14 protein-coding genes are annotated in these 17,730 nt (G+C 66.0%); 7 read left to right on the top strand and 7 right to left on the bottom strand.

The features are described 5' to 3' along the window. Positions 1-203: 203 nt before the first annotated feature. From K6G35_RS05835 to K6G35_RS05825, 3 genes are read left to right on the top strand one after another with little or no spacing between them, the layout of a single operon-like run. Complete coding sequence (locus K6G35_RS05835) at positions 204-1,505, top strand: O-acetylhomoserine aminocarboxypropyltransferase (RefSeq protein ID WP_008650532.1); 1,302 nt, start codon at positions 204-206, stop codon at positions 1,503-1,505. Then, the gene (locus tag K6G35_RS05830; RefSeq protein ID WP_035881858.1) at positions 1,505-2,320 is read left to right on the top strand and encodes an alpha/beta fold hydrolase; all 816 of its coding nucleotides are present in this window, start codon (positions 1,505-1,507) and stop codon (positions 2,318-2,320) included. The genes K6G35_RS05835 and K6G35_RS05830 overlap by 1 nt, the downstream gene beginning before the upstream one ends. A 33-nt stretch (positions 2,321-2,353) precedes the next feature. Beyond that, a complete protein-coding gene (locus K6G35_RS05825) occupies positions 2,354-2,671 on the top strand; it encodes an Mpo1-like protein (protein ID WP_008650535.1) in 318 nt (105 codons plus the stop codon). Between the two features lie 136 nt (positions 2,672-2,807). On the opposite strand, the gene K6G35_RS05820 is transcribed toward K6G35_RS05825, so the two are convergent. Continuing rightward, positions 2,808-4,151, bottom strand: coding sequence for a YihY family inner membrane protein (locus K6G35_RS05820; protein ID WP_008650536.1), 1,344 nt, complete (start codon positions 4,149-4,151; stop codon positions 2,808-2,810). A gap of 108 nt (positions 4,152-4,259) precedes the next feature. Between K6G35_RS05820 and wrbA the strand changes: the two genes are divergently transcribed. Genes wrbA through K6G35_RS05805 form a run of 3 tightly spaced genes read left to right on the top strand, consistent with a single transcriptional unit; the run spans position 4,260 to position 6,744 of the window. Beyond that, positions 4,260-4,853, top strand: a complete 594-nt coding sequence (wrbA, locus tag K6G35_RS05815; protein WP_008650538.1) for an NAD(P)H:quinone oxidoreductase — start codon at positions 4,260-4,262, stop codon at positions 4,851-4,853. Beyond that, a complete protein-coding gene (locus K6G35_RS05810; RefSeq protein ID WP_495676201.1) occupies positions 4,850-5,314 on the top strand; it encodes a DUF2069 domain-containing protein in 465 nt (154 codons plus the stop codon). Before wrbA ends, K6G35_RS05810 begins: the two co-directional genes overlap by 4 nt. Positions 5,315-5,319: 5 nt before the next feature. Then, positions 5,320-6,744, top strand: coding sequence for an FAD-binding oxidoreductase (locus K6G35_RS05805; RefSeq protein ID WP_008650544.1), 1,425 nt, complete (start codon positions 5,320-5,322; stop codon positions 6,742-6,744). A 43-nt stretch (positions 6,745-6,787) separates the two neighbouring features. Here the strand turns inward: K6G35_RS05805 and K6G35_RS05800 are convergent, their stop codons facing one another. From K6G35_RS05800 to K6G35_RS05775, 6 genes are all read right to left on the bottom strand, one after another. Beyond that, positions 6,788-7,081 carry an ArsR family transcriptional regulator gene (locus K6G35_RS05800; protein WP_495676200.1) on the bottom strand — a complete coding sequence of 98 codons (294 nt, stop codon included), beginning with the start codon at positions 7,079-7,081 and terminating at the stop codon, positions 6,788-6,790. Then, positions 7,078-8,505, bottom strand: a complete 1,428-nt coding sequence (locus tag K6G35_RS05795) for an aminotransferase-like domain-containing protein (RefSeq protein ID WP_035881854.1) — start codon at positions 8,503-8,505, stop codon at positions 7,078-7,080. Before K6G35_RS05795 ends, K6G35_RS05800 begins: the two co-directional genes overlap by 4 nt. 55 nt (positions 8,506-8,560) lie before the next feature. Next, on the bottom strand, positions 8,561-9,421 hold the full coding sequence (fdhD, locus tag K6G35_RS05790; protein WP_495676199.1) for a formate dehydrogenase accessory sulfurtransferase FdhD: 861 nt from the start codon (positions 9,419-9,421) through the stop codon (positions 8,561-8,563). A 14-nt stretch (positions 9,422-9,435) separates the two neighbouring features. Further along, complete coding sequence (locus K6G35_RS05785) at positions 9,436-11,742, bottom strand: FdhF/YdeP family oxidoreductase (RefSeq protein WP_495676198.1); 2,307 nt, start codon at positions 11,740-11,742, stop codon at positions 9,436-9,438. 162 nt (positions 11,743-11,904) lie between these two features. Continuing rightward, positions 11,905-12,816 (bottom strand): amino acid ABC transporter substrate-binding protein, encoded by a 912-nt coding sequence (locus tag K6G35_RS05780; RefSeq protein WP_008650556.1) that lies wholly within the window; start codon positions 12,814-12,816, stop codon positions 11,905-11,907. 4 nt (positions 12,817-12,820) lie between these two features. Next, the gene (locus tag K6G35_RS05775) at positions 12,821-14,113 is read right to left on the bottom strand and encodes a dicarboxylate/amino acid:cation symporter (RefSeq protein WP_008650557.1); all 1,293 of its coding nucleotides are present in this window, start codon (positions 14,111-14,113) and stop codon (positions 12,821-12,823) included. Positions 14,114-14,572: 459 nt separating this feature from the next. Here K6G35_RS05775 and K6G35_RS05770 point away from each other — a divergent pair, with 459 nt between their 5' ends. Continuing rightward, positions 14,573-17,707, top strand: a complete 3,135-nt coding sequence (locus K6G35_RS05770; RefSeq protein ID WP_495676197.1) for a multidrug efflux RND transporter permease subunit — start codon at positions 14,573-14,575, stop codon at positions 17,705-17,707. Positions 17,708-17,730 lie beyond the last annotated feature (23 nt).

Raw genomic sequence — 17,730 nt, 5'->3', positions numbered from 1 at the left:
GCCGTGCCTGATGGTATTCAGGCTGGTTTCGTGAGGGGCGCGCCCGATGGTCGATCCTAGCCCAAACCGCCGTCTCAAGTAAAGCGAGCGCGGCTTCCAGCGCCCGTCCCGCCGTGGATTCCCGGGTTACGCATGTGGCGTATGGTGCTACGATGCCGGACGGAGACAACTACCCATGGCTCGGCAAACCGAGCCCTTTCACCATGTCCGGTACCCGCTTTGACACGCTGGCCCTGCACGCCGGCGCCGCGCCCGACCCCACCACCGGGGCCCGCGCCACACCGATCCATCTGACCACATCCTTCGTATTCCGCGACAGCGAGCACGCCGCATCGCTGTTCAATATGGAACGCGCCGGACACGTCTATTCGCGCATCAGCAACCCCACGGTCGCCGTGTTCGAGGAGCGCGTGGCCGCGCTGGAGAACGGCGCGGGCGCCATCGCCACTGCCTCGGGCCAGGCCGCCCTGCACCTGGCCGTGGCCACACTGATGGGCGCGGGCGCCCATATCGTGGCGTCCACCGCGCTCTATGGCGGGTCCCACAACCTGCTGCACTACACGCTGCGCCGCTTCGGCATCGAGACCACCTTCGTCAATCCGCGCGACATCGACGCCTGGCGCGCCGCGATCCGCCCCGAGACGAAGCTGCTCTTCGGTGAAACACTGGGCAACCCCGGCCTGGACGTGCTCGACATCGCCACCGTGGCCCAGATCGGCCAGGAACACGGCATTCCGCTGCTGGTGGACTCGACGTTCACCACGCCCTACCTGCTGCGCCCGTTCGACCACGGCGCCGGGCTGCTCTACCACTCGGCCACCAAGTTCCTGGGCGGCCATGGCACGACGATCGGCGGCGTGCTTTCAGAAGGCGGCACGTTCGATTTCGAAGCCTCCGGCCGCTTCCCGGAACTGTCCGAGCCGTACGAGGGCTTCCACAACATGGTGTTCACCGAGGAAAGCACGGTAGCGCCATTTCTGCTGCGCGCGCGGCGCGAGGGCCTGCGCGACTTCGGCGCCTGCATGAATCCGATGGCTGCCTGGCAGCTCCTGCAGGGCATCGAGACACTGCCGCTGCGCATGAGCCGCCACGTCGACAACACGCGGCGCGTGGTGCAGTTCCTGGCCAGCCACCCGATGGTCGAGTCGGTAGCCTATCCGGAGCTCGAATCGCACCCGGACTACGAACTGGCCAAGCGCCTGCTGCCGCGCGGCTGCGGCGCGGTGTTCAGCTTCAACCTCAAGGCCGACCGCACCGCCGGCCAGCGCTTCATCGAAAGCCTGTCGCTGTTCTCGCACCTGGCCAACGTGGGCGATGCACGCTCACTGGTGATCCATCCGGCGTCCACCACCCACTTCCGCATGGACGCCGCAGCGCTGCGCGCGGCCGGCATCGGCGAAGGCACAATCCGCCTGTCGATCGGCCTGGAGGATCCGGACGACCTGATCGACGACCTGAAACGCGGCCTCAAGGCCGCCGAGAAGGCCATGGGAGGGAAAGCCTGATGGAACTGAACCTCTCCGGCCACAAGGCCTACGCCTACACCGGCGGCAAGCCGTTCGACCCCGCCCTGCCCTGCGCCGTCTTCGTGCACGGCGCGCAGAACGATCACAGCGTCTGGGGGCTGCAGACGCGCTGGTTCGCCAATCACGGTTTCTCGGTGCTGGCCGTCGACCTGCCCGGCCACAATCGCAGCGAAGGCGCGCCGCTGACGTCGGTCGAGGAATTGGCCGACTGGGTGATGGCGCTGGTCGCGGCAGCCGGCGTGAAGGCGCCGGCACTGGTGTTCGGCCACAGCATGGGCTCCCTGATCGCGCTCGAATGCGCGGCGCGGCACCCCCAGGCGGTGCGCGCGATCGGCCTGCTGGCCACCGCCTATCCGATGAAGGTGTCCGACGCCCTGCTCGACGCCGCCCTGAACCGCGAGGGCGATGCCATCGCGATGGTCAACCAGTGGTCGATCTCTAGCCTTGCCAGCAAGCCCTCCTCCCCCGGCCCGGGCGCGTGGATGCACGGCGGCAGCCAGCGCCTGATGGAGCGGATCTCGGCGCGCAATCCCGGGGCACATGTGTTCCATACCGACTTCTCGGCGTGCAACGGCTACGCGCATGGCGAGGAAGCCGCAGCGGCGGTGGCATGTCCCGCCCTGTTCGTGGTGGGCACCAAGGACATGATGACGTCGCCCAAGGCGGCCCAGGCCCTGGCCAGCAAGATGAAGAACGCCAGGATCGTCACGGTGCCGAGCGGACACGCCATGATGGGAGAAAAGCCCGACGAGGTGCTGGACGCCCTGGCGGGATTCGCGAAGACCGCCCGCTAGGAAACACCAAAAAGAAGAAAACAGGAGACTGCCATGGCCCAGGCCCACACCAAGGAGTTCGCCAGCTTTGCCGATTTCTACCCGTTCTACCTGAACGAGCACCGGAACCGCACCTGCCGCCGCCTGCATTTCGTCGGGTCGACGGTCGCGCTGGCCTGCCTGGTGACGCTACTGGTCACCGGCAATGCGTGGTGGCTACTGGCGGCCCTGGTGTCAGGCTATGCGTTTGCCTGGGTCGGGCACTTCGGCTTCGAGAAGAACCGCCCGGCCACGTTCAAGCATCCGTTCTACAGCCTGATGGGCGACTGGGTCATGTACGCGGACATCCTGCGCGGCAAGATCAGGTTCTGAACGGCTGTCCTGCCACCCAAAAACGGAAGCCGTATAGGGATGAAGCGCAGCCGTTCTGGCTTGACGCGGGGCGCAAACAGTACCGGTGGTACGGCAAGGCCCCGCAACGACGCCAGAAACAATCTGAAACGGTTTCCTAGACCTGCCCGTGCCAGCCCGGCGGGACAACTTCCACCACCTTGCGATCGCGGCGGCCCGTTTCCTCGTTCGCGGCCGCCCCGGCCGTCTGCTGGCGGAACACCGCGTCCAGCGTCTGCTCGAGTTGCGGATTCTCCAGGATCGACCGCAATGCCTCCGCCCCCTGCATCTGTTGGGCCAGCGCGGTGCGCGGCAGGCGCGCCATGTTCAGCACCAGCCTGTCGTGCAGCGTGCGTAGCGTGACCTGCGACGGATCGCAGAGCAACGCCCAGTGTGCCTGCCCCCGATCCTGCTGAAGCTTGCCCACCAGATGCATGGCCTTGAGCTTGGTCAGCAGGCCGGAGAGATAGTCGGCCTCCATCCGCAGCTTGCGACCCATATCCAGTTCGCCGACGGTACGCGGCACCTCGTCCCGCGCGCGGTACAGCAGATACAGGATGCCAAGGGCATCGAAGAACTCACTGCCCGCGAACGTCCGCCGACGCCAGTGTCCCTCGCGGATCACCGGCAGATTGGCCGCGATCGTCGCGCCGAGCAGCGTCACCAGCCAGCTCACGTACATCCACAGCAGGAACAGCGGCAGCACGGCGAAGGTGCCATATACGGCTGTGTAGGTGGGGATATGGGTGATGAAGTAGCCAAAGCCGCGCTTGGCGACTTCAAAGGCGACAGCCGCCACGATGCCGGCGACGATCGCATCGCGCCACTCCACGTAGGCATAGGGCACCGCCATGTAAAGGAAGGCAAAGGCGAGCGCGGAGAGCAGCACCGGCACCAGGCTGATCACGACCCCGACGCCGAACGGCAGGTTGCCGACGTAGCCCATCGAGACCGACATCAGGTACGAGCTGACGGACAGGCTCGCGCCGATCAGCACCGGCCCGAGCGTCAGCACGGCCCAGAACACCAGCACCCGTTGCGCGAATGGCCGGCGCCGCCTGACGCGCCAGATCGCATTGAGCGCGTCCTCGACGGTCAGCATCGTCAGCACGGACGTCACCATCAGCCCAGCCAGGCCCAATGCCGTCAGGCCACGCGCGCTGCGGGAGAACTGTCCGATATAACGCGACACCGAGTCGCTGACATTGCCGCCCGGAATCAGGTTCTGGAACAGGAACATCTCGATCTGGCCACGGAAATCCCGGAACACCGGAAACGCGGCCAGCAGCGCGAAGGCAACGGTCAGCACCGGCACCACCGCCAGCACGGTCGTGAACGTCAGGCTGGCCGATACCTGGGGCAGGCGGTCCTCGCCGGCGCGGCGCAACGCATAGCGGGCAAGTGCACGCACTTTCTGCAGGTTCCACTCCCTGCGCAGGCGGGCGATGCGTACAGCGGTCATGCGGGGGCTTTCTCCTCGATCGGATGATCCTCAATGGGATGATGGCAAACTCACGCAAATATAATACGCGCAATGCACTTGCGCCGACCGCGCCCCGCCAAACCATCCATGACCGACATTCTCGTCCTTTACTACAGCCGTCACGGCGCCACCCGCAAGCTCGCCGAACTGATCGCCCGCGGTATCGACAGCGTGCCCGGCGCCCAATCCCGCCTGCGCACCGTCCCGCCGGTTTCCACGGTCTGCGAGGCCACCGCGCCGGACATCCCGCCCGAAGGCGCCCCGTATGCCGAACTGCGCGACCTCGAGGAATGCGCCGGACTGGCGCTGGGCAGCCCGACGCGCTTCGGCAACATGGCCGCGCCGATGAAGTACTTTCTCGACGGCACCGTCGCCCAGTGGCTCTCCGGCGCGCTGACTGGCAAGCCGGCCTGCGTGTTCACGTCGACGGGCAGCCTGCACGGCGGCCAGGAGACCACACTGCTCTCGATGATGCTGCCGCTGCTGCACCACGGCATGTTGATCGTCGGCCTGCCCTACGCCGAGTCCGGCCTGATGACGACCACGGCAGGCGGCACGCCGTATGGCCCGAGCCATTACGCCCACGTGGACAATCACGGCCCGATCACCGAGCAGGAAGCATCGCTCGCCACCGCGATGGGCCGCCGCCTGGCGGAAACCGCATTGAAGCTGGCGCGATGAACTCACCGGACATCCATCGGGACGGCTCGCCCGACGCCCTGCACAACCCGGCGCTCTGGCGCCTGAGCCTGGCCAGCCTGATCGCCCTGATGCTGCTCTGCATCGCATGGGAGTGGTTCCTGGCGCCGTTGCGTCCGGGCGGTTCCTGGCTGGTCTTGAAATTCGTGCTGCTGCTGCCGGTGCTGCGCGGTGTGCTCGCACGCAACCGCTATACGATGCAGTGGTCGTCGATGCTGATCCTGCTCTACTTCACCGAGGGCATCGTCCGCGCGACCAGCGACCGGGCCCCCTCTTCCTGGCTGGCCTGGGGCGAGGTAGCGCTGACGCTGCTGTTCTTCTCCAGCACGATCCTCTACCTGCGCCCCTTCAAACGGCGCGCCAAGGCATTGGCCAAAACAGCGACCAAGACGGCAACCAAAACGGCAACCAAAACGGCAACCAAAACGCAATCCAACCACTGACTGCCATGCACTCCGATTCCTTCCTCGATCTTTGCCGCGCAGCCATCGGTTCGCAGAACGTGCTGACCGACCCGGCCGACAAGGCCCCCTACCTGACCGACTGGCGCCACCGTTACACCGGCGACGCGCTGGCCGTGCTGCGTCCCGGCTCGACCGAGGAAGTCGCGGCGGTGATGCGTGCCTGCCATGCGCACAAGCTGGCCGTGGTGCCTCAGGGCGGCAACACGGGCCTGTGCGGCGGCGCCACCCCCGAGCCCGGCGATGCCGCCGCGCGTGGCACGGTGGTGCTGTCCCTGCAGCGCATGAACCGCGTGCGGCAGGTCGACCCGCTCAATAACACGATCACCGTCGAGGCCGGCGTGATCCTGCAGCAATTGCAGGAGGTCGCGCAGACACACGGCCGGCTGTTCCCGCTCTCGCTGGCGGCCGAAGGCAGCTGCACGATCGGCGGCAACCTGTCGACCAACGCGGGCGGCACGGCCGTGCTGCGCTACGGCAACACGCGCGAACTCTGTCTGGGGCTCGAGGTCGTGAACATCAAGGGCGAGGTCTGGGACGGCCTGCGCGGCCTGCGCAAGGACAATACCGGCTATGACCTGCGCGACCTGTTCATCGGCGCCGAAGGCACGCTCGGTATCATCACCGCGGCGGTCATGAAACTGTTTCCGGCGCCGCGCGCACGGGTCACCGCGCTGGCCGCCGTTGAAAGCCCACGCGCCGCGCTGGCGCTGCTGGCCATCGCGCAGTCGCACGCGGGCGCCATGCTGACCGGTTTCGAGCTGATGTCCGCGATGTGCATGGATCTGGTGACGAAGCACTACCCGCAGTTGCGCTACCCGTTCACCGCCCATCATCCGCAACTCGTTCTGCTGGAACTGTCCGACAGCGAGAGCGAGGAACACGCGCGGACGATCTTCGAAAAGATGATGGAGGTCGCGTTCGAAGCCGGCGTGGTCAAGGATGCCGTGGTAGCCGAATCGGTACAGCAGTCACGCGATTTCTGGAACCTGCGCGAACACATTCCGCTGGCGCAGGTCGAGGAAGGCAAGAACATCAAGCACGATATCGCCGTGCCGATCTCGCGCGTGGCGGACTTCATCGAGACCACCGACACGCTGCTGCAAGACGCCTTCCCCGGCGCGCGCATGGTCACGTTCGGCCATCTTGGCGATGGCAACCTGCACTACAACGTGTCACCGCCGGTCGGCGTGGATCATGACCAGTTCCTGTCGCATCAGGATGCGATCAACCTGATCGTCCACAACAGCGTGCACGTCCACAACGGCTCGATCTCGGCGGAACACGGTCTTGGCCAGCTCAAGCGCGAAGAGAACCGCCGCTACAAGAGCGAGGTGGAGCTGACGATGATGCGGGCCATCAAGCAGGCGCTGGATCCGCAAGGCTTGATGAACCCCGGAAAGGTGGTTTGAGAGTTCGGGCGGGGCATGGCAACCACATGCCCCACATGCCCCGTCAATGCGGCATCCGCCCGTCATCCCCCTCGAACAACTGCCCGCACAACGCCTCGCCCTCCTCCGTCAGCCGCGCCGAGCCCCGGCCATCCTCTTCCAGCGTCATCACCGCCAGTCCCGCGTCGGCCAGTTGCGTCAGGATCCGCCTCAGCACGCTCATCTGCGCCTCGGCCCGCTTGCTGAGCCGCGCCAGCGACAGGTCGCCGCCGGCTTCCCGTGCATGTTCCCAAAGCGCGCGCAGGATCGCTTCCAGCACCGGGTCGATGCCCTCCTGTTCGTTCACGTCATCGCTCATATTGCCTCCCGCGCCTGCAATGTCGCCACCAGTTTGCCGAGCGTGACGACGGCCGCTTCCATGTCTGGCGTCCACGCGCTGCTGTAGTTGAGTCGGATGCAGTTGGCATAGGTCGGCACCGGCGAGAAGATGTGGCCGGGTGCCACCGTGATGCGTCGCTCCAGCGCCGCGTGATAGAGGGCCATCGCGTCCACCTCCTCCGGCAACTCCACCCACAGCACATACCCGCCAGCAGGGCGCGATACGCGCGTGCCCGGCGGAAAGAAGCGACGCACCGCCGCCGCCATGATGTTGGCCTGCTGCGCATAGGCTTTGCGCACGCGCCGCAGATGGAAGTCGTAGCCGTCCTTGCGCAGGAATTCGGCGATGGCCAATTGCGGAATCGTCGAGGTGGTCAGCGTGTTCAGGAACTTGAGCCGCTCCACCCTCTCCCGGTACCGTCCCGGCAGCGCCCAGCCGATGCGGTACGCATTGGTCAACGTCTTCGAGAACGACGAGCAATGCAGCACGATGCCGGCCCGATCGTAGGACTTGAGCGAGGTCGGATGCACGTCGCCGTAGAACAGCTCGCCATAGACGTCGTTCTCGATCACCGGGATATCGCGCGCCGTCAGCAATTCCACCAGCGCCTGCTTGCGATCGTCCGGCATCTGGAAGCCAAGCGGATTCTGGAAATTCGGCATCACCATGCACGCGGCCACGGGGCGTTCGTCGAGCAGCTTCGCCAGCGCCTGCACGTCGATGCCCTCCACGGGATCGGTCGCCACTTCCACGGCACGCATCCCCAGCCGCTCGATCGCGTGCAGCATCGCGTAGTACGTTGGCGATTCCACGGCAATGGTGTCGCCCGGCTTTGCCACGGCCTGCAGGCACAGGTTGATGGCCTCGGTGGCGCCGATCGTAACGATCACTTCGTTCGGATCGACGGCCAGCCCGTTCTCCAGGTAGCGGCGCGTGATCTGGCGAATCAGTGGCGGCGCGCCCGGCGGCAGGTCGTCGAGCACGCTCCACGTGTCGTAGCGCTTGGCGATGGCATTGGCGTACTGCGTGATGCGCTGCCACGGATAGAGCCGGGGGTCGGGATATGGCGAGCCGAGCGGCACCGCGTCATCGACACGGATCGAGCGCAGCGTCGACAGCACGAGCGCGCTCACATCCACCGCCGAAGGGCGAGCCGCGGGTCGGGTCGGCAGCAGGTCGATCGGTGGCTCGCCGGGCCGGGCACGCACGAAGTAGCCCGATTGCGGCCGGCTCTCCAGGATGCCGCGTGATTCCAGCAGCAGATACGCGCGCACGACCGTGGTGATGCTCAGGCGATGATGCTGCGCCGCCTGCCGCACCGAGGGGATCTTCTCGCCCGGAAGCAATACGCCTTGCTGGACCAGCGCCTCGATATCGGCCGCAAGTTTTTCGTAGAGAGTCACACCGCCAACCTTTCGCCAGTAATTTCCGATCTGGCTGGCGGTGCCCGGTCGGGCGTCAGCCCGGTACCGCCAGCGGCTCAGATCGTAATACGAAACCCTCGTTCTCTGCTGGCGCCGTGTACTCGACGAAACCGTCCTTGCGGCAGAAACTCAGCAGACGCAGGCCGGCCTGCGCGGCAATGCGGATAGCCAGCGACGTCGGCGCGGAGATCGTAGCCAGCATCTGGATGCGCATTCGCGCGGCCTTGCGCACGAGTTCATAGCTGGCGCGGCTGGATAGCAGGACAAAGCCATCGCCGAACGTCGTGCGGGTGCGGGCCAGATGGCCGATCAGCTTGTCCAGCGCATTGTGGCGACCCACGTCCTCGAACACGGCAACGACGTTGCCCTGCGCGTCGCACCATGCAGCCGCGTGAACGCCTCCGGTGGCGGCCATCAACACCTGCCGCGCCTGCAATGCGTCGGTGGCGTGACGGAGCATCGCAGGCGTCGGTTCAATCCGTCGCGCAGGCACGCCAACCGGCGTCGGCTCCAGATCGAGCAGCGCCAGGCTTTCGGTTCCGCACACGCCACAGCCAGTACGTCCGGCCAGCGTGCGCCGGTGCGCGCGCAGCGCCATGAACGAACGCTGGCCGATCTCGATACGCACCTCGATGCCGTCGCAGCCCGGCGCGATCTCGATGTCGCGGATCTCGGCAACGCTGTCGACGATCCCCTCGGTCAGCGAGAAGCCAATCGCGAACGCTTCCAGATCGAGCGGCGTGGCCATCATCACGGCGTGCGAGATGCCGTTGTAGACCAGCGCGACCGGCACTTCTTCCGCCACGTCATCGATCTCGGGAACGGTGTGGCCACCGGTGTGGCGCAGAATCTCGCGCTCGACGTAGCCGGCCTGCCCATACTCGTCTTCCACCATGCTCCTGCCTCCGGTCAGCCCGCGCGCCGCAGCAGCACAGGAATCGATTTCGACGTCGGGGTGCCGGATCGGTCGCCGATGCTCTCCAGCGGCACCAGTGGATTGGTCTCCGGATAGTACGCACCCAGGCAACCCTCGGGGATGTCGTAATCGACCAGACGGAAATCCTGCACATGGCGCGTCACGCCGTCTTCCCAGACGCTCGTGATATCGACGTGCTCGCCTTCCGCGAAGCCCAGCCGGGCGCGGTCCGCGGGATGGATGAACACCACGCGGCGCAGCCCGTACACGCCACGATAGCGATCGTCGAGTCCGTAGATGGTGGTGTTGTACTGGTCGTGCGAACGCGTGGTCATCATGACCATCATGTCGTCGCCGTAGCGGGCGCGGGCGCGCTTGATCGGCGTGTCCTTGTCGATGGCATGCACCAGGAACTGGGCCTTGCCCGACGCGGTCTTCCAGACCCGGTTGCGCGATGCCGGGGTCAGATGAAAGCCACCCGGATGCGCCACGCGCTCGTTGAAGCGCTCGAAGCCCGGAATCACCTTTTCAATCGCGTCGCGGATGCGTGCATAGTCCTGCGCGTACCAGCGCCAGTCGACCTTGTCCGAGCCGAGCGTGGCGTCGGCCATGCGCGCCACGATGGCGGTCTCCGACAGCAGGTGCGGCGATGCCGGCTTGTTCATGCCGTACGAGAGATGGACCATGCACACCGAGTCCTCGACCGTCACACCCTGCGGCACGCCGTTCTGCTCGTCGATCTCGGTGCGGCCCAGCGTCGGCAGCAACAGCGAATCCTTCCCGATCACCAGATGGCTGCGGTTGAGCTTGGTGGCGATATTGACCGTGAGATCGCACTGGCGCAGCGCCTCCCACGTGCGGGGCGTATCGGGTGTGGCGATCGAGAAATTCCCGCCCAGACCCACGAACACCTTGACCTTGCCGGCCAGCATCGCGTTGATCGCGGCCACCACGTCCTGCCCGTGGGCGCGCGGCGGCTTGAAATCGAACGTGGCGCCAAGGCGGTCCAGGAAGGCGTCGTCAGGCTGCTCCTCGATGCCCATCGTACGGTCGCCCTGCACGTTCGAGTGGCCGCGCACCGGCATCAGGCCCGCGCCGGGCCGGCCGATGTTCCCACGCAGCATCATCACGTTCGACAGCAACTGGATCGTGCGCACTGAATCCTTGTGCTGTGTCAGTCCCATGCCCCAGCAGGCAATCGTGCGTTCGCTGTGGACATAGACGTCGGCCAACGCATCGATGTCCGCGCGCGTCACGCCGGACTCCGCGACGATATCGGCCCAGCTCTCGGCGCGCAGATCCGTAGCGAAGGCATCGAAATCGGCGGTGTGCTCGCGGATGAAATCCACGTCCACCACACGCTTGCCGCCCGTGGCAACGGCCGCGTCGTCGAGTTCGATCACACGCTTGCCCAGGCCCTTGAGCAGCGCGAAGTCACCGGCCAGCTTCGGACGAACGAACATCGTGGCGATCTTCGTGCTGCCGCCGGTAAGCATCTCGCTGACGTGCTGCGGACTCGTGAAGCGCTGCAGGCCGCGCTCCTTGAGCGGGTTGATCGAGACGATCGTGGCGCCGCGCTTCGCCGCATCGCGCAACTCGTTGAGCATGCGCGGATGGTTGGTAGCGGGATTCTGGCCGAACACCATGATCGTGTCGGCAAGCTGGAAGTCATCGAGCACCACCGTGGCCTTGCCCACGCCCACCGTCACCGGCAGGCCACGGCTAGTGGCCTCGTGGCACATGTTCGAGCAATCCGGGAAGTTGTTCGTCCCGTACATCCGCACGAACAACTGGAACAGGAAGGCCGCCTCGTTGCTGGCACGGCCCGAGGTGTAGAACGTGGCGCGGTCGGGGTCGTCCAGCCGGCGCAGATGATCGGCGATCAGGCGGAATGCCTCGTCCCAGTCCACCGGCACGTACTTGTCGGTGGCGGCGTCATAGCGCACCGGGTGCGTCAGGCGACCATGCTGCTCGAGCTCGTAGTCGGACTGCCGCATCAGCTCGGTGACCGTGTACTGCGCAAAGAACGCGTTGGTCACGCGCTTGCTGGTGGCCTCGGCCGCCACGGCCTTGACGCCGTTCTCGCAGAATTCGAAGGTCGACGCGTGCTGGCGGTCCGGCCAGGCGCAGCCTGGACAGTCGAAGCCGTCCGGCTGGTTCTGTTTGAACAGCGTCTTGTACTTGCCGCCGGCAACCTTCTCCTTGACGAGGTTGATGGCGACCTGCTTGAGCGCGCCCCAGCCGGCGGCCGGGTGCGTATAGGGGGCAACATGGCCCTTTTCGGGCGTTGGGGTAGTCATCGGGGGGCGACTTTTGCTGCAATGCACGAGAGACTAGGCCCTCGATGTGACGCCCGTGACGTACAGAATTACCCCGCCAGGAAGAGTACAGTTTGCGCCATCGCGGCGCACCAATCCGGAACTGTGCTTGTCAACGCCGCATAAGTGCGCAAATGCGCATATCTATTCTGGCCGTTCCGGCGTGGCGTCGATGATGCCCTCCAGCTCCGCGCTCATCGGAATGCCCAGCCGCTCGCCGGTCGGCAACTTGTTCATGAACCATTGCTTGTAGAGCCGCTCCATGTCGCCCGAGGTGATCACGTCGCGCACGGCCTTGCCCACCAGCGTCGCGAACTGCGGATCGTTCTTGCGCAGCATGATCCCGTACGGGTCATACGAAATGAAGTCGCGCGTGATGATGAACTTCTTGCCGGCGCCGTAATGGGCCAGAAAGCCATACAGCAGCACATCGTCGCCAGCGTAGGCATCGGCGCCGCCCCGACTCAACACCGCGAATGCGTCGGCATGGTCGCGCACGCGGATCAGGTTGATGTTCAGGTCGAAGCGCTTCGACAACTGCGCGACGGCCTGCTCGTTGGTCGTGCCCGCCGTGACCACCACGGTCTTGCCCTTCAGGTCGCGGAACGACTTGATCGGTGACGCGCGCGGCACCATCAGCTTGGTGCCAGCGATAAAGATCACCGGGGAGAACGCCACGGTCTGCATGCGCTCGGCATTGCGCGTGGTCGATCCGCATTCGAGATCGATCCTGCCCGAGGTAATCGCCTCGAAACGGTTTTCCGACGTCACCGGCACCCACTTCACGGCCAGCTCGCGGCCCACCTCCTCGCTTGCGGCCTGCACGATGTCCGTGCAGATGTCGATCGAGTAGCCGATAGGCCGGCTGGCCTGGTTCAGGTACGAAAACGGCAGCGACGACTCGCGATAGCCGATCACCAGCGTGCCGGTGTCCCTGGCTTTCTTGAGCGTGCCGCTCAACACGGTGGCGTCCTGGGCCACGGCCAGCGTCGCGCCAAACGTCGCGACCAGCCCCAGCCACAGTGCGGCCAGCATTCCCGGCAAGCGCGCCGCCATGATGTCAGGCCTCCGCCGTGCTCGCATCGTCCGCAGCGATCGCGCTCTCGGTCTCGGCAACCGGCCCGGACGACAACTGCCCTTCCCACTTGGCCACCACGGCGGCGGCGATCGAATTGCCGACCGCGTTGGTCGCCGACCTGCCCATGTCGAGGAACTGGTCCACGCCCATGATCAGCAGCAAACCCGCCTCCGGAATGCCGAACTGGTTCAGCGTGGCGGCGATCACCACCAGCGAGGCGCGCGGCACGCCGGCCATTCCCTTCGAAGTCAGCATCAGCAGCAGCAGCATCGTGATCTGCGTGCCCAGCGGCAGGTGGATGTCATACGCCTGCGCAATGAACAGCACCGCGAACGTGCAGTACATCATCGAGCCGTCAAGGTTGAACGAATAGCCGAGCGGCAGCACGAAGCTCGAAATCTTGCGATCGACGCCGAAACGGTCGAGCGAATCGAGCAGCTTCGGATAGGCCGCTTCGGAGCTCGCCGTCGAAAACGAAATCAGGAACGGCTCGCGGATGAGCCGGATCAGTGTGAAGACGCGGCTACCGAGGAAAATGTAGCCGGCCAGCGCCAGCAGCGCCCAGAGCACAAACAGCGACAGGTAGAAGCTGCCCATGAACTTGGCGAAGGTCACCAGGATGCCGAGCCCCTGCGTGGTCACCGTCGACGCAATCGCCGCGAACACGGCGATCGGTGCCAGCCACATCACCGCGCCGGTGATCTTGAGCATGATCTGCGCGAGGTCGTCGATCACGCCGGCCATGCGTGCGCCACGTTCGCCGAGCATCGAGATTGCGGTGCCGAAGAAGATCGAGAACACCACGATCTGCAGGATCTCGTTGTTCGCCATCGCCTCGCCCACCGATCTGGGCACCAGATGGGTGACGAAGTCCTTCAGCGTGAAGGCGTTGGTCTTGAGGTTGGTCGCAGAGCCCACGTCGGGCAACGGCAGGCCGATGTTGTGGCCCGGCGCCAGCATCGTCGCCATGATCAGGCCAAGGGTCAGCGACACCAGCGACGCGGTAATGAACCACGCCATCGCCTTGCCGCCCACCCGTCCCACGGTGCCCGCATCCCCCATATGGGCGATGCCGATCACCAGGGTAGAGAACACGAGTGGCGCGATGATCATCTTGATCAGCCGCAGGAACACATCCGTGATGAGCGAGATGTACCCGGCCACTTCCTTGGCCACCTTCGGGTCGGGAAACGCGATGTAGCACGCATAGCCAACGGCGGCACCCAGGATCATCGCAATCAGAATCCAGGTCGTGATATGGGACTTCGTGCTCATGACATCTCCTTTGGGGGGGGCGGCCATCCGGATGTCCTGCGTGTCCTGCGTGTCCTGCGTGTCATACGTGCCGTGCCAGCCTGCATGTCCTGCGTCTGCGCCAGCACTCTAGGTAACGATAGGACGTGCTGGTGCAATTCCGCAAACCCGGAAAACACCTGCGCGTCCCGATGACCCATCGCGCGTCATGGCTCGATTGCGACGCCCATGCGCCATGTATATAATCCGCCACACTCGCCCCCGCATCCATCTTTGCCGGAGCGTCATACCGACAAGCGCGCGCAGCGCCACCCGGCTGAGCCACCGGGCCGCGCGGACCGTGCCCCCGGGCCTTGCCGGCCCGCGTGCCGCCTATTTCTTCCGGCGGCCGATTTACATACCTACCTAACCCACGCCGAACCTCGGTGCGCCGCCGCATAGGCGGAGCAATGACCCGGCGTCAGCAGTCGCACGTCATACATGGCGCAATTCTTTCTTCGCCGACCCGCCTTCGCGTGGGTGCTGGCAATCCTGACCATGATTGCAGGGCTCGTTGCCCTGAAGAACATTCCGGTGGCCCAGTACCCGGCGGTGGCCCCACCGACGGTCATCCTCTACGCCGACTACCCGGGCGCCACCGCGCGCACCGTGGAAGACCGCGTCACGGCCGTGCTCGAACAGCAGATGCATGGGATACCTGGGCTGCTCTATATCGATTCGAGCAGCGAGGCCGGCACGGCCACGGTCACCATCGGCTTCCGGCAAGGCACCGATCCGCAACTCGCGCAGGTGAACGTGCGCAACCGCGTGTCCCAGGCCGAGCCGCTGCTGCCCGAGGTGGTGCGGCGCGGCGGGGTCTATGTCGATCAGGCCAGCGCCAGCCCGTTCATGTACGTGTCGCTGATCTCGAAGACCGGCACGATGTCCGAGACCGCGCTGGCCGACTATGCCGCCGGCACGGTCCTGCCCATGCTGCGGCGGCTGCCCGGCATCGGCAAGGTGGAGGCGTACAGCGCCGAGTACGCGCTGCGCGTCTGGTTCAATCCCGACCAGCTCAATGCCTATGGCCTGACCACGGCCGATGTGGAAGCCGCGATTCGCGCGCGCAACGGCAGCGTCACGCCGGGCCAGCTTGGCGGCGCGCCATCGAAGCCCGGGCAGTCCTACCAGGCGGTCGTGCGTCCGCCTGCGCCCCTGGCCGACCCCGAAGCGTTCGGCCGCATTGTGCTGCGCTCGGCCGCCGATGGTTCCGCCGTGTTGTTGCGCGACGTGGCGCGCGTGGAGATGGCCGCTGCCGACTATCGCTACAGCTCCACGCTCAATGGCCGCGAGGCCGCCTCGATGGGCCTGAAGCTCGCGGACGGCGCCAACGTACTGGCCACTTCGCGCACGGTCCGGGACGCGCTCGACGAGACCGCCAAGGCCTTTCCGGCTGGCGTGGCGTATGACATCTCGTACGACACCGCGCACTTCGTGCAGAGCTCGATTTCGCGCGTGTTGATGACGCTGGCCGAGGCCACGGTGCTGGTGTTCCTGATCCTGTACCTGTTCCTCGGCAACCTGCGGGCCACGCTGATCCCGTGCATCGTCGTGCCGGTTTCGCTGCTCGGCACGGTGGCATGTCTTTACGCATTCGGGCTGTCGCTGAACGTGATCACGCTGTTCGGCGTGGTGCTGGCCATCGGCATCCTGGTGGACGATGCGATCGTTGTGGTCGAAAACGTCGAGCGGATCATGCGCGAGGAAGGCGTCGATGCCTTTACCGCCGCGTCGCGTTCGATGCGCGAGGTCTCGGGCGCGCTGCTCGCGGTGACGCTGGTGCTCTGCGCCGTGTTCGTACCGATGGCTTTCCTGGGCAGCGCCGTGGGGGTGATCTATCGCCACTTCGCCATGACGCTGGCCATCTCGATCGCGTTCTCGCTGTTCTTCGCGCTGTCGCTGGCGCCCGCGATGTGCGCCTCGCTGCTGCGCCACGGCGCCCAGCCCGCGCGCGGTCCACTAGCGTGGTTCGAGCATCGCTTCACCGCGTTCACCACGCGCTATGCCGGCTGGGTGCAGCGGCTTCAGCAACGCCGCCTGCGGTGGCTTGCGGTCTATCTGGCCATGGCCGCGGTCTGCGCGATCGGGCTCTGGCAACTGCCTAGCGGCTTTCTGCCCGAGGAGGACACTGGTGAACTCGTGATCGACGTGGAACTGCCGCCGGGCAGCACCCAGGCGCAGACTCGGGAGACCATCGCGCAACTGGAGCAGTGGATGAAACAGCAGCGCTTTCCGGTCAAGACGTCGTTCGCGCTGTTCGGCTGGAACAGCGGCGGCTCTGGCGAGCAACGCGCCAGCGTGTTCCTGTCGCTCGACGACTGGAAGCTGCGTGGGCGCGAGAACGCGGCGGACGTCGTGCTGGCACGGCTGACCAAGGGCCTCGAGGAATGGCCCGGACGCGGCGATGCCCAGCTCTACCCGTACAACGGCACGGCGCTGCCGGAACTGGGCAGCACCAGCGGGCTGGACATGCGGCTCGTCACGCGACTGGAAGGCGGACGTCCGAGCCTCTATGCCGCGCGCGACAAGCTGATCGAACGCGCCAAGGCGGACCCCGTGTTCGCCGAAGTCCGCGCCACGGCGGGCCAGCCCGTGCCCGCGCTCGACCTGGCGATCGACTACCGCAAGGCCGAGAGCTTCGGCGTCGATACCGAGGCGATCCACCACGCGCTGGCGGCCACGCTCGGCTCCCGCTACATCGACGAAGTGGCCCGTGACGGTCGCGTGCGGCGCGTGATCCTGCAGGCGGATGCGCCGTTCCGAATGCAGCCGGAAGATCTGGCACGCCTGCACGTGCGCAACGCGCAGGGCCAGATGGTGTCGCTCGGTGCGTTCGCCACACTGGAATGGGGCAACGGCGAGGCCACGCTCGAACGCTACAACGGCTTGATCTCGGTACGCATCAATGCCGACGTGGCGCCGGGCACCAGTACCGGAACCGCGATGACGCGGCTCGAATCGCTGGTGCGCGAACTCGGCCCCGACTACGAGGTGCGCTGGAGCGGCCGCGCGTTCGAGCAGCAGCAAAGCGGCACGCAGGCGCCGTGGCTGTTCGCGCTGTCGATGCTGTTCATCTTCCTGTGCCTGGTGGCGTTGTACGAAAGCTGGACGCTGCCGCTGGCGGTACTGGCAATCGTGCCGGCCGGTCTGGTCGGCGCCGCGTCGGCCGTCTGGCTGCGGGGGCTGCCCAACGATGTCTACTTCAAGGTCGGTGTGATCGTGATCATGGGGCTCGCGGCCAAGAACGCGATTCTCGTGGTCGAGTACGCCGAGCAACTGCGGCGCGATGGACTGGAGCGCGTGCAGGCCGCCACCCAGGCGGCACGACAGCGGCTGCGTCCGGTGGTGATGACCTCGCTCGCGTTCATCCTTGGCGTGGTGCCGCTGGCGATCAGCACCGGCCCCGGCGCCGGCGCCCAACGCGCAGTGGGCACGGGCGTGCTGGGCGGCATGCTCGGCGCGACGATCCTCGGCACGCTGGTCATCCCGCTGCTCTATGCCTGGATCGCCCGCTGGTCGAAAGTGCGCGCCACCACCGAACCCGACAAGGCGCCGGCCTCTGAACCCGGCGCCTGAAAGCGCCGCACAAGCCACAGCCG

The organism is Cupriavidus sp. HY129 (assembly GCF_059492215.1).
This window is presented reverse-complemented; position numbering and strand designations above follow the sequence as displayed.

What these genes read in the sequence shown, in the direction of transcription:
- K6G35_RS05835 (WP_008650532.1), top strand. Translation starts at nt 204, where the DNA reads ATGTCCGGTACCCGCTTTGACACGCTGGCCCTGCACGCCGGCGCCGCG.
- K6G35_RS05830 (WP_035881858.1), top strand. Translation starts at nt 1,505, where the DNA reads ATGGAACTGAACCTCTCCGGCCACAAGGCCTACGCCTACACCGGCGGC.
- K6G35_RS05825 (WP_008650535.1), top strand. Translation starts at nt 2,354, where the DNA reads ATGGCCCAGGCCCACACCAAGGAGTTCGCCAGCTTTGCCGATTTCTAC.
- K6G35_RS05820 (WP_008650536.1), bottom strand. Translation starts at nt 4,151, where the DNA reads ATGACCGCTGTACGCATCGCCCGCCTGCGCAGGGAGTGGAACCTGCAG.
- wrbA (WP_008650538.1), top strand. Translation starts at nt 4,260, where the DNA reads ATGACCGACATTCTCGTCCTTTACTACAGCCGTCACGGCGCCACCCGC.
- K6G35_RS05810 (WP_495676201.1), top strand. Translation starts at nt 4,850, where the DNA reads ATGAACTCACCGGACATCCATCGGGACGGCTCGCCCGACGCCCTGCAC.
- K6G35_RS05805 (WP_008650544.1), top strand. Translation starts at nt 5,320, where the DNA reads ATGCACTCCGATTCCTTCCTCGATCTTTGCCGCGCAGCCATCGGTTCG.
- K6G35_RS05800 (WP_495676200.1), bottom strand. Translation starts at nt 7,081, where the DNA reads ATGAGCGATGACGTGAACGAACAGGAGGGCATCGACCCGGTGCTGGAA.
- fdhD (WP_495676199.1), bottom strand. Translation starts at nt 9,421, where the DNA reads ATGGTGGAAGACGAGTATGGGCAGGCCGGCTACGTCGAGCGCGAGATT.
- K6G35_RS05785 (WP_495676198.1), bottom strand. Translation starts at nt 11,742, where the DNA reads ATGACTACCCCAACGCCCGAAAAGGGCCATGTTGCCCCCTATACGCAC.
- K6G35_RS05780 (WP_008650556.1), bottom strand. Translation starts at nt 12,816, where the DNA reads ATGGCGGCGCGCTTGCCGGGAATGCTGGCCGCACTGTGGCTGGGGCTG.
- K6G35_RS05775 (WP_008650557.1), bottom strand. Translation starts at nt 14,113, where the DNA reads ATGAGCACGAAGTCCCATATCACGACCTGGATTCTGATTGCGATGATC.
- K6G35_RS05770 (WP_495676197.1), top strand. Translation starts at nt 14,573, where the DNA reads ATGGCGCAATTCTTTCTTCGCCGACCCGCCTTCGCGTGGGTGCTGGCA.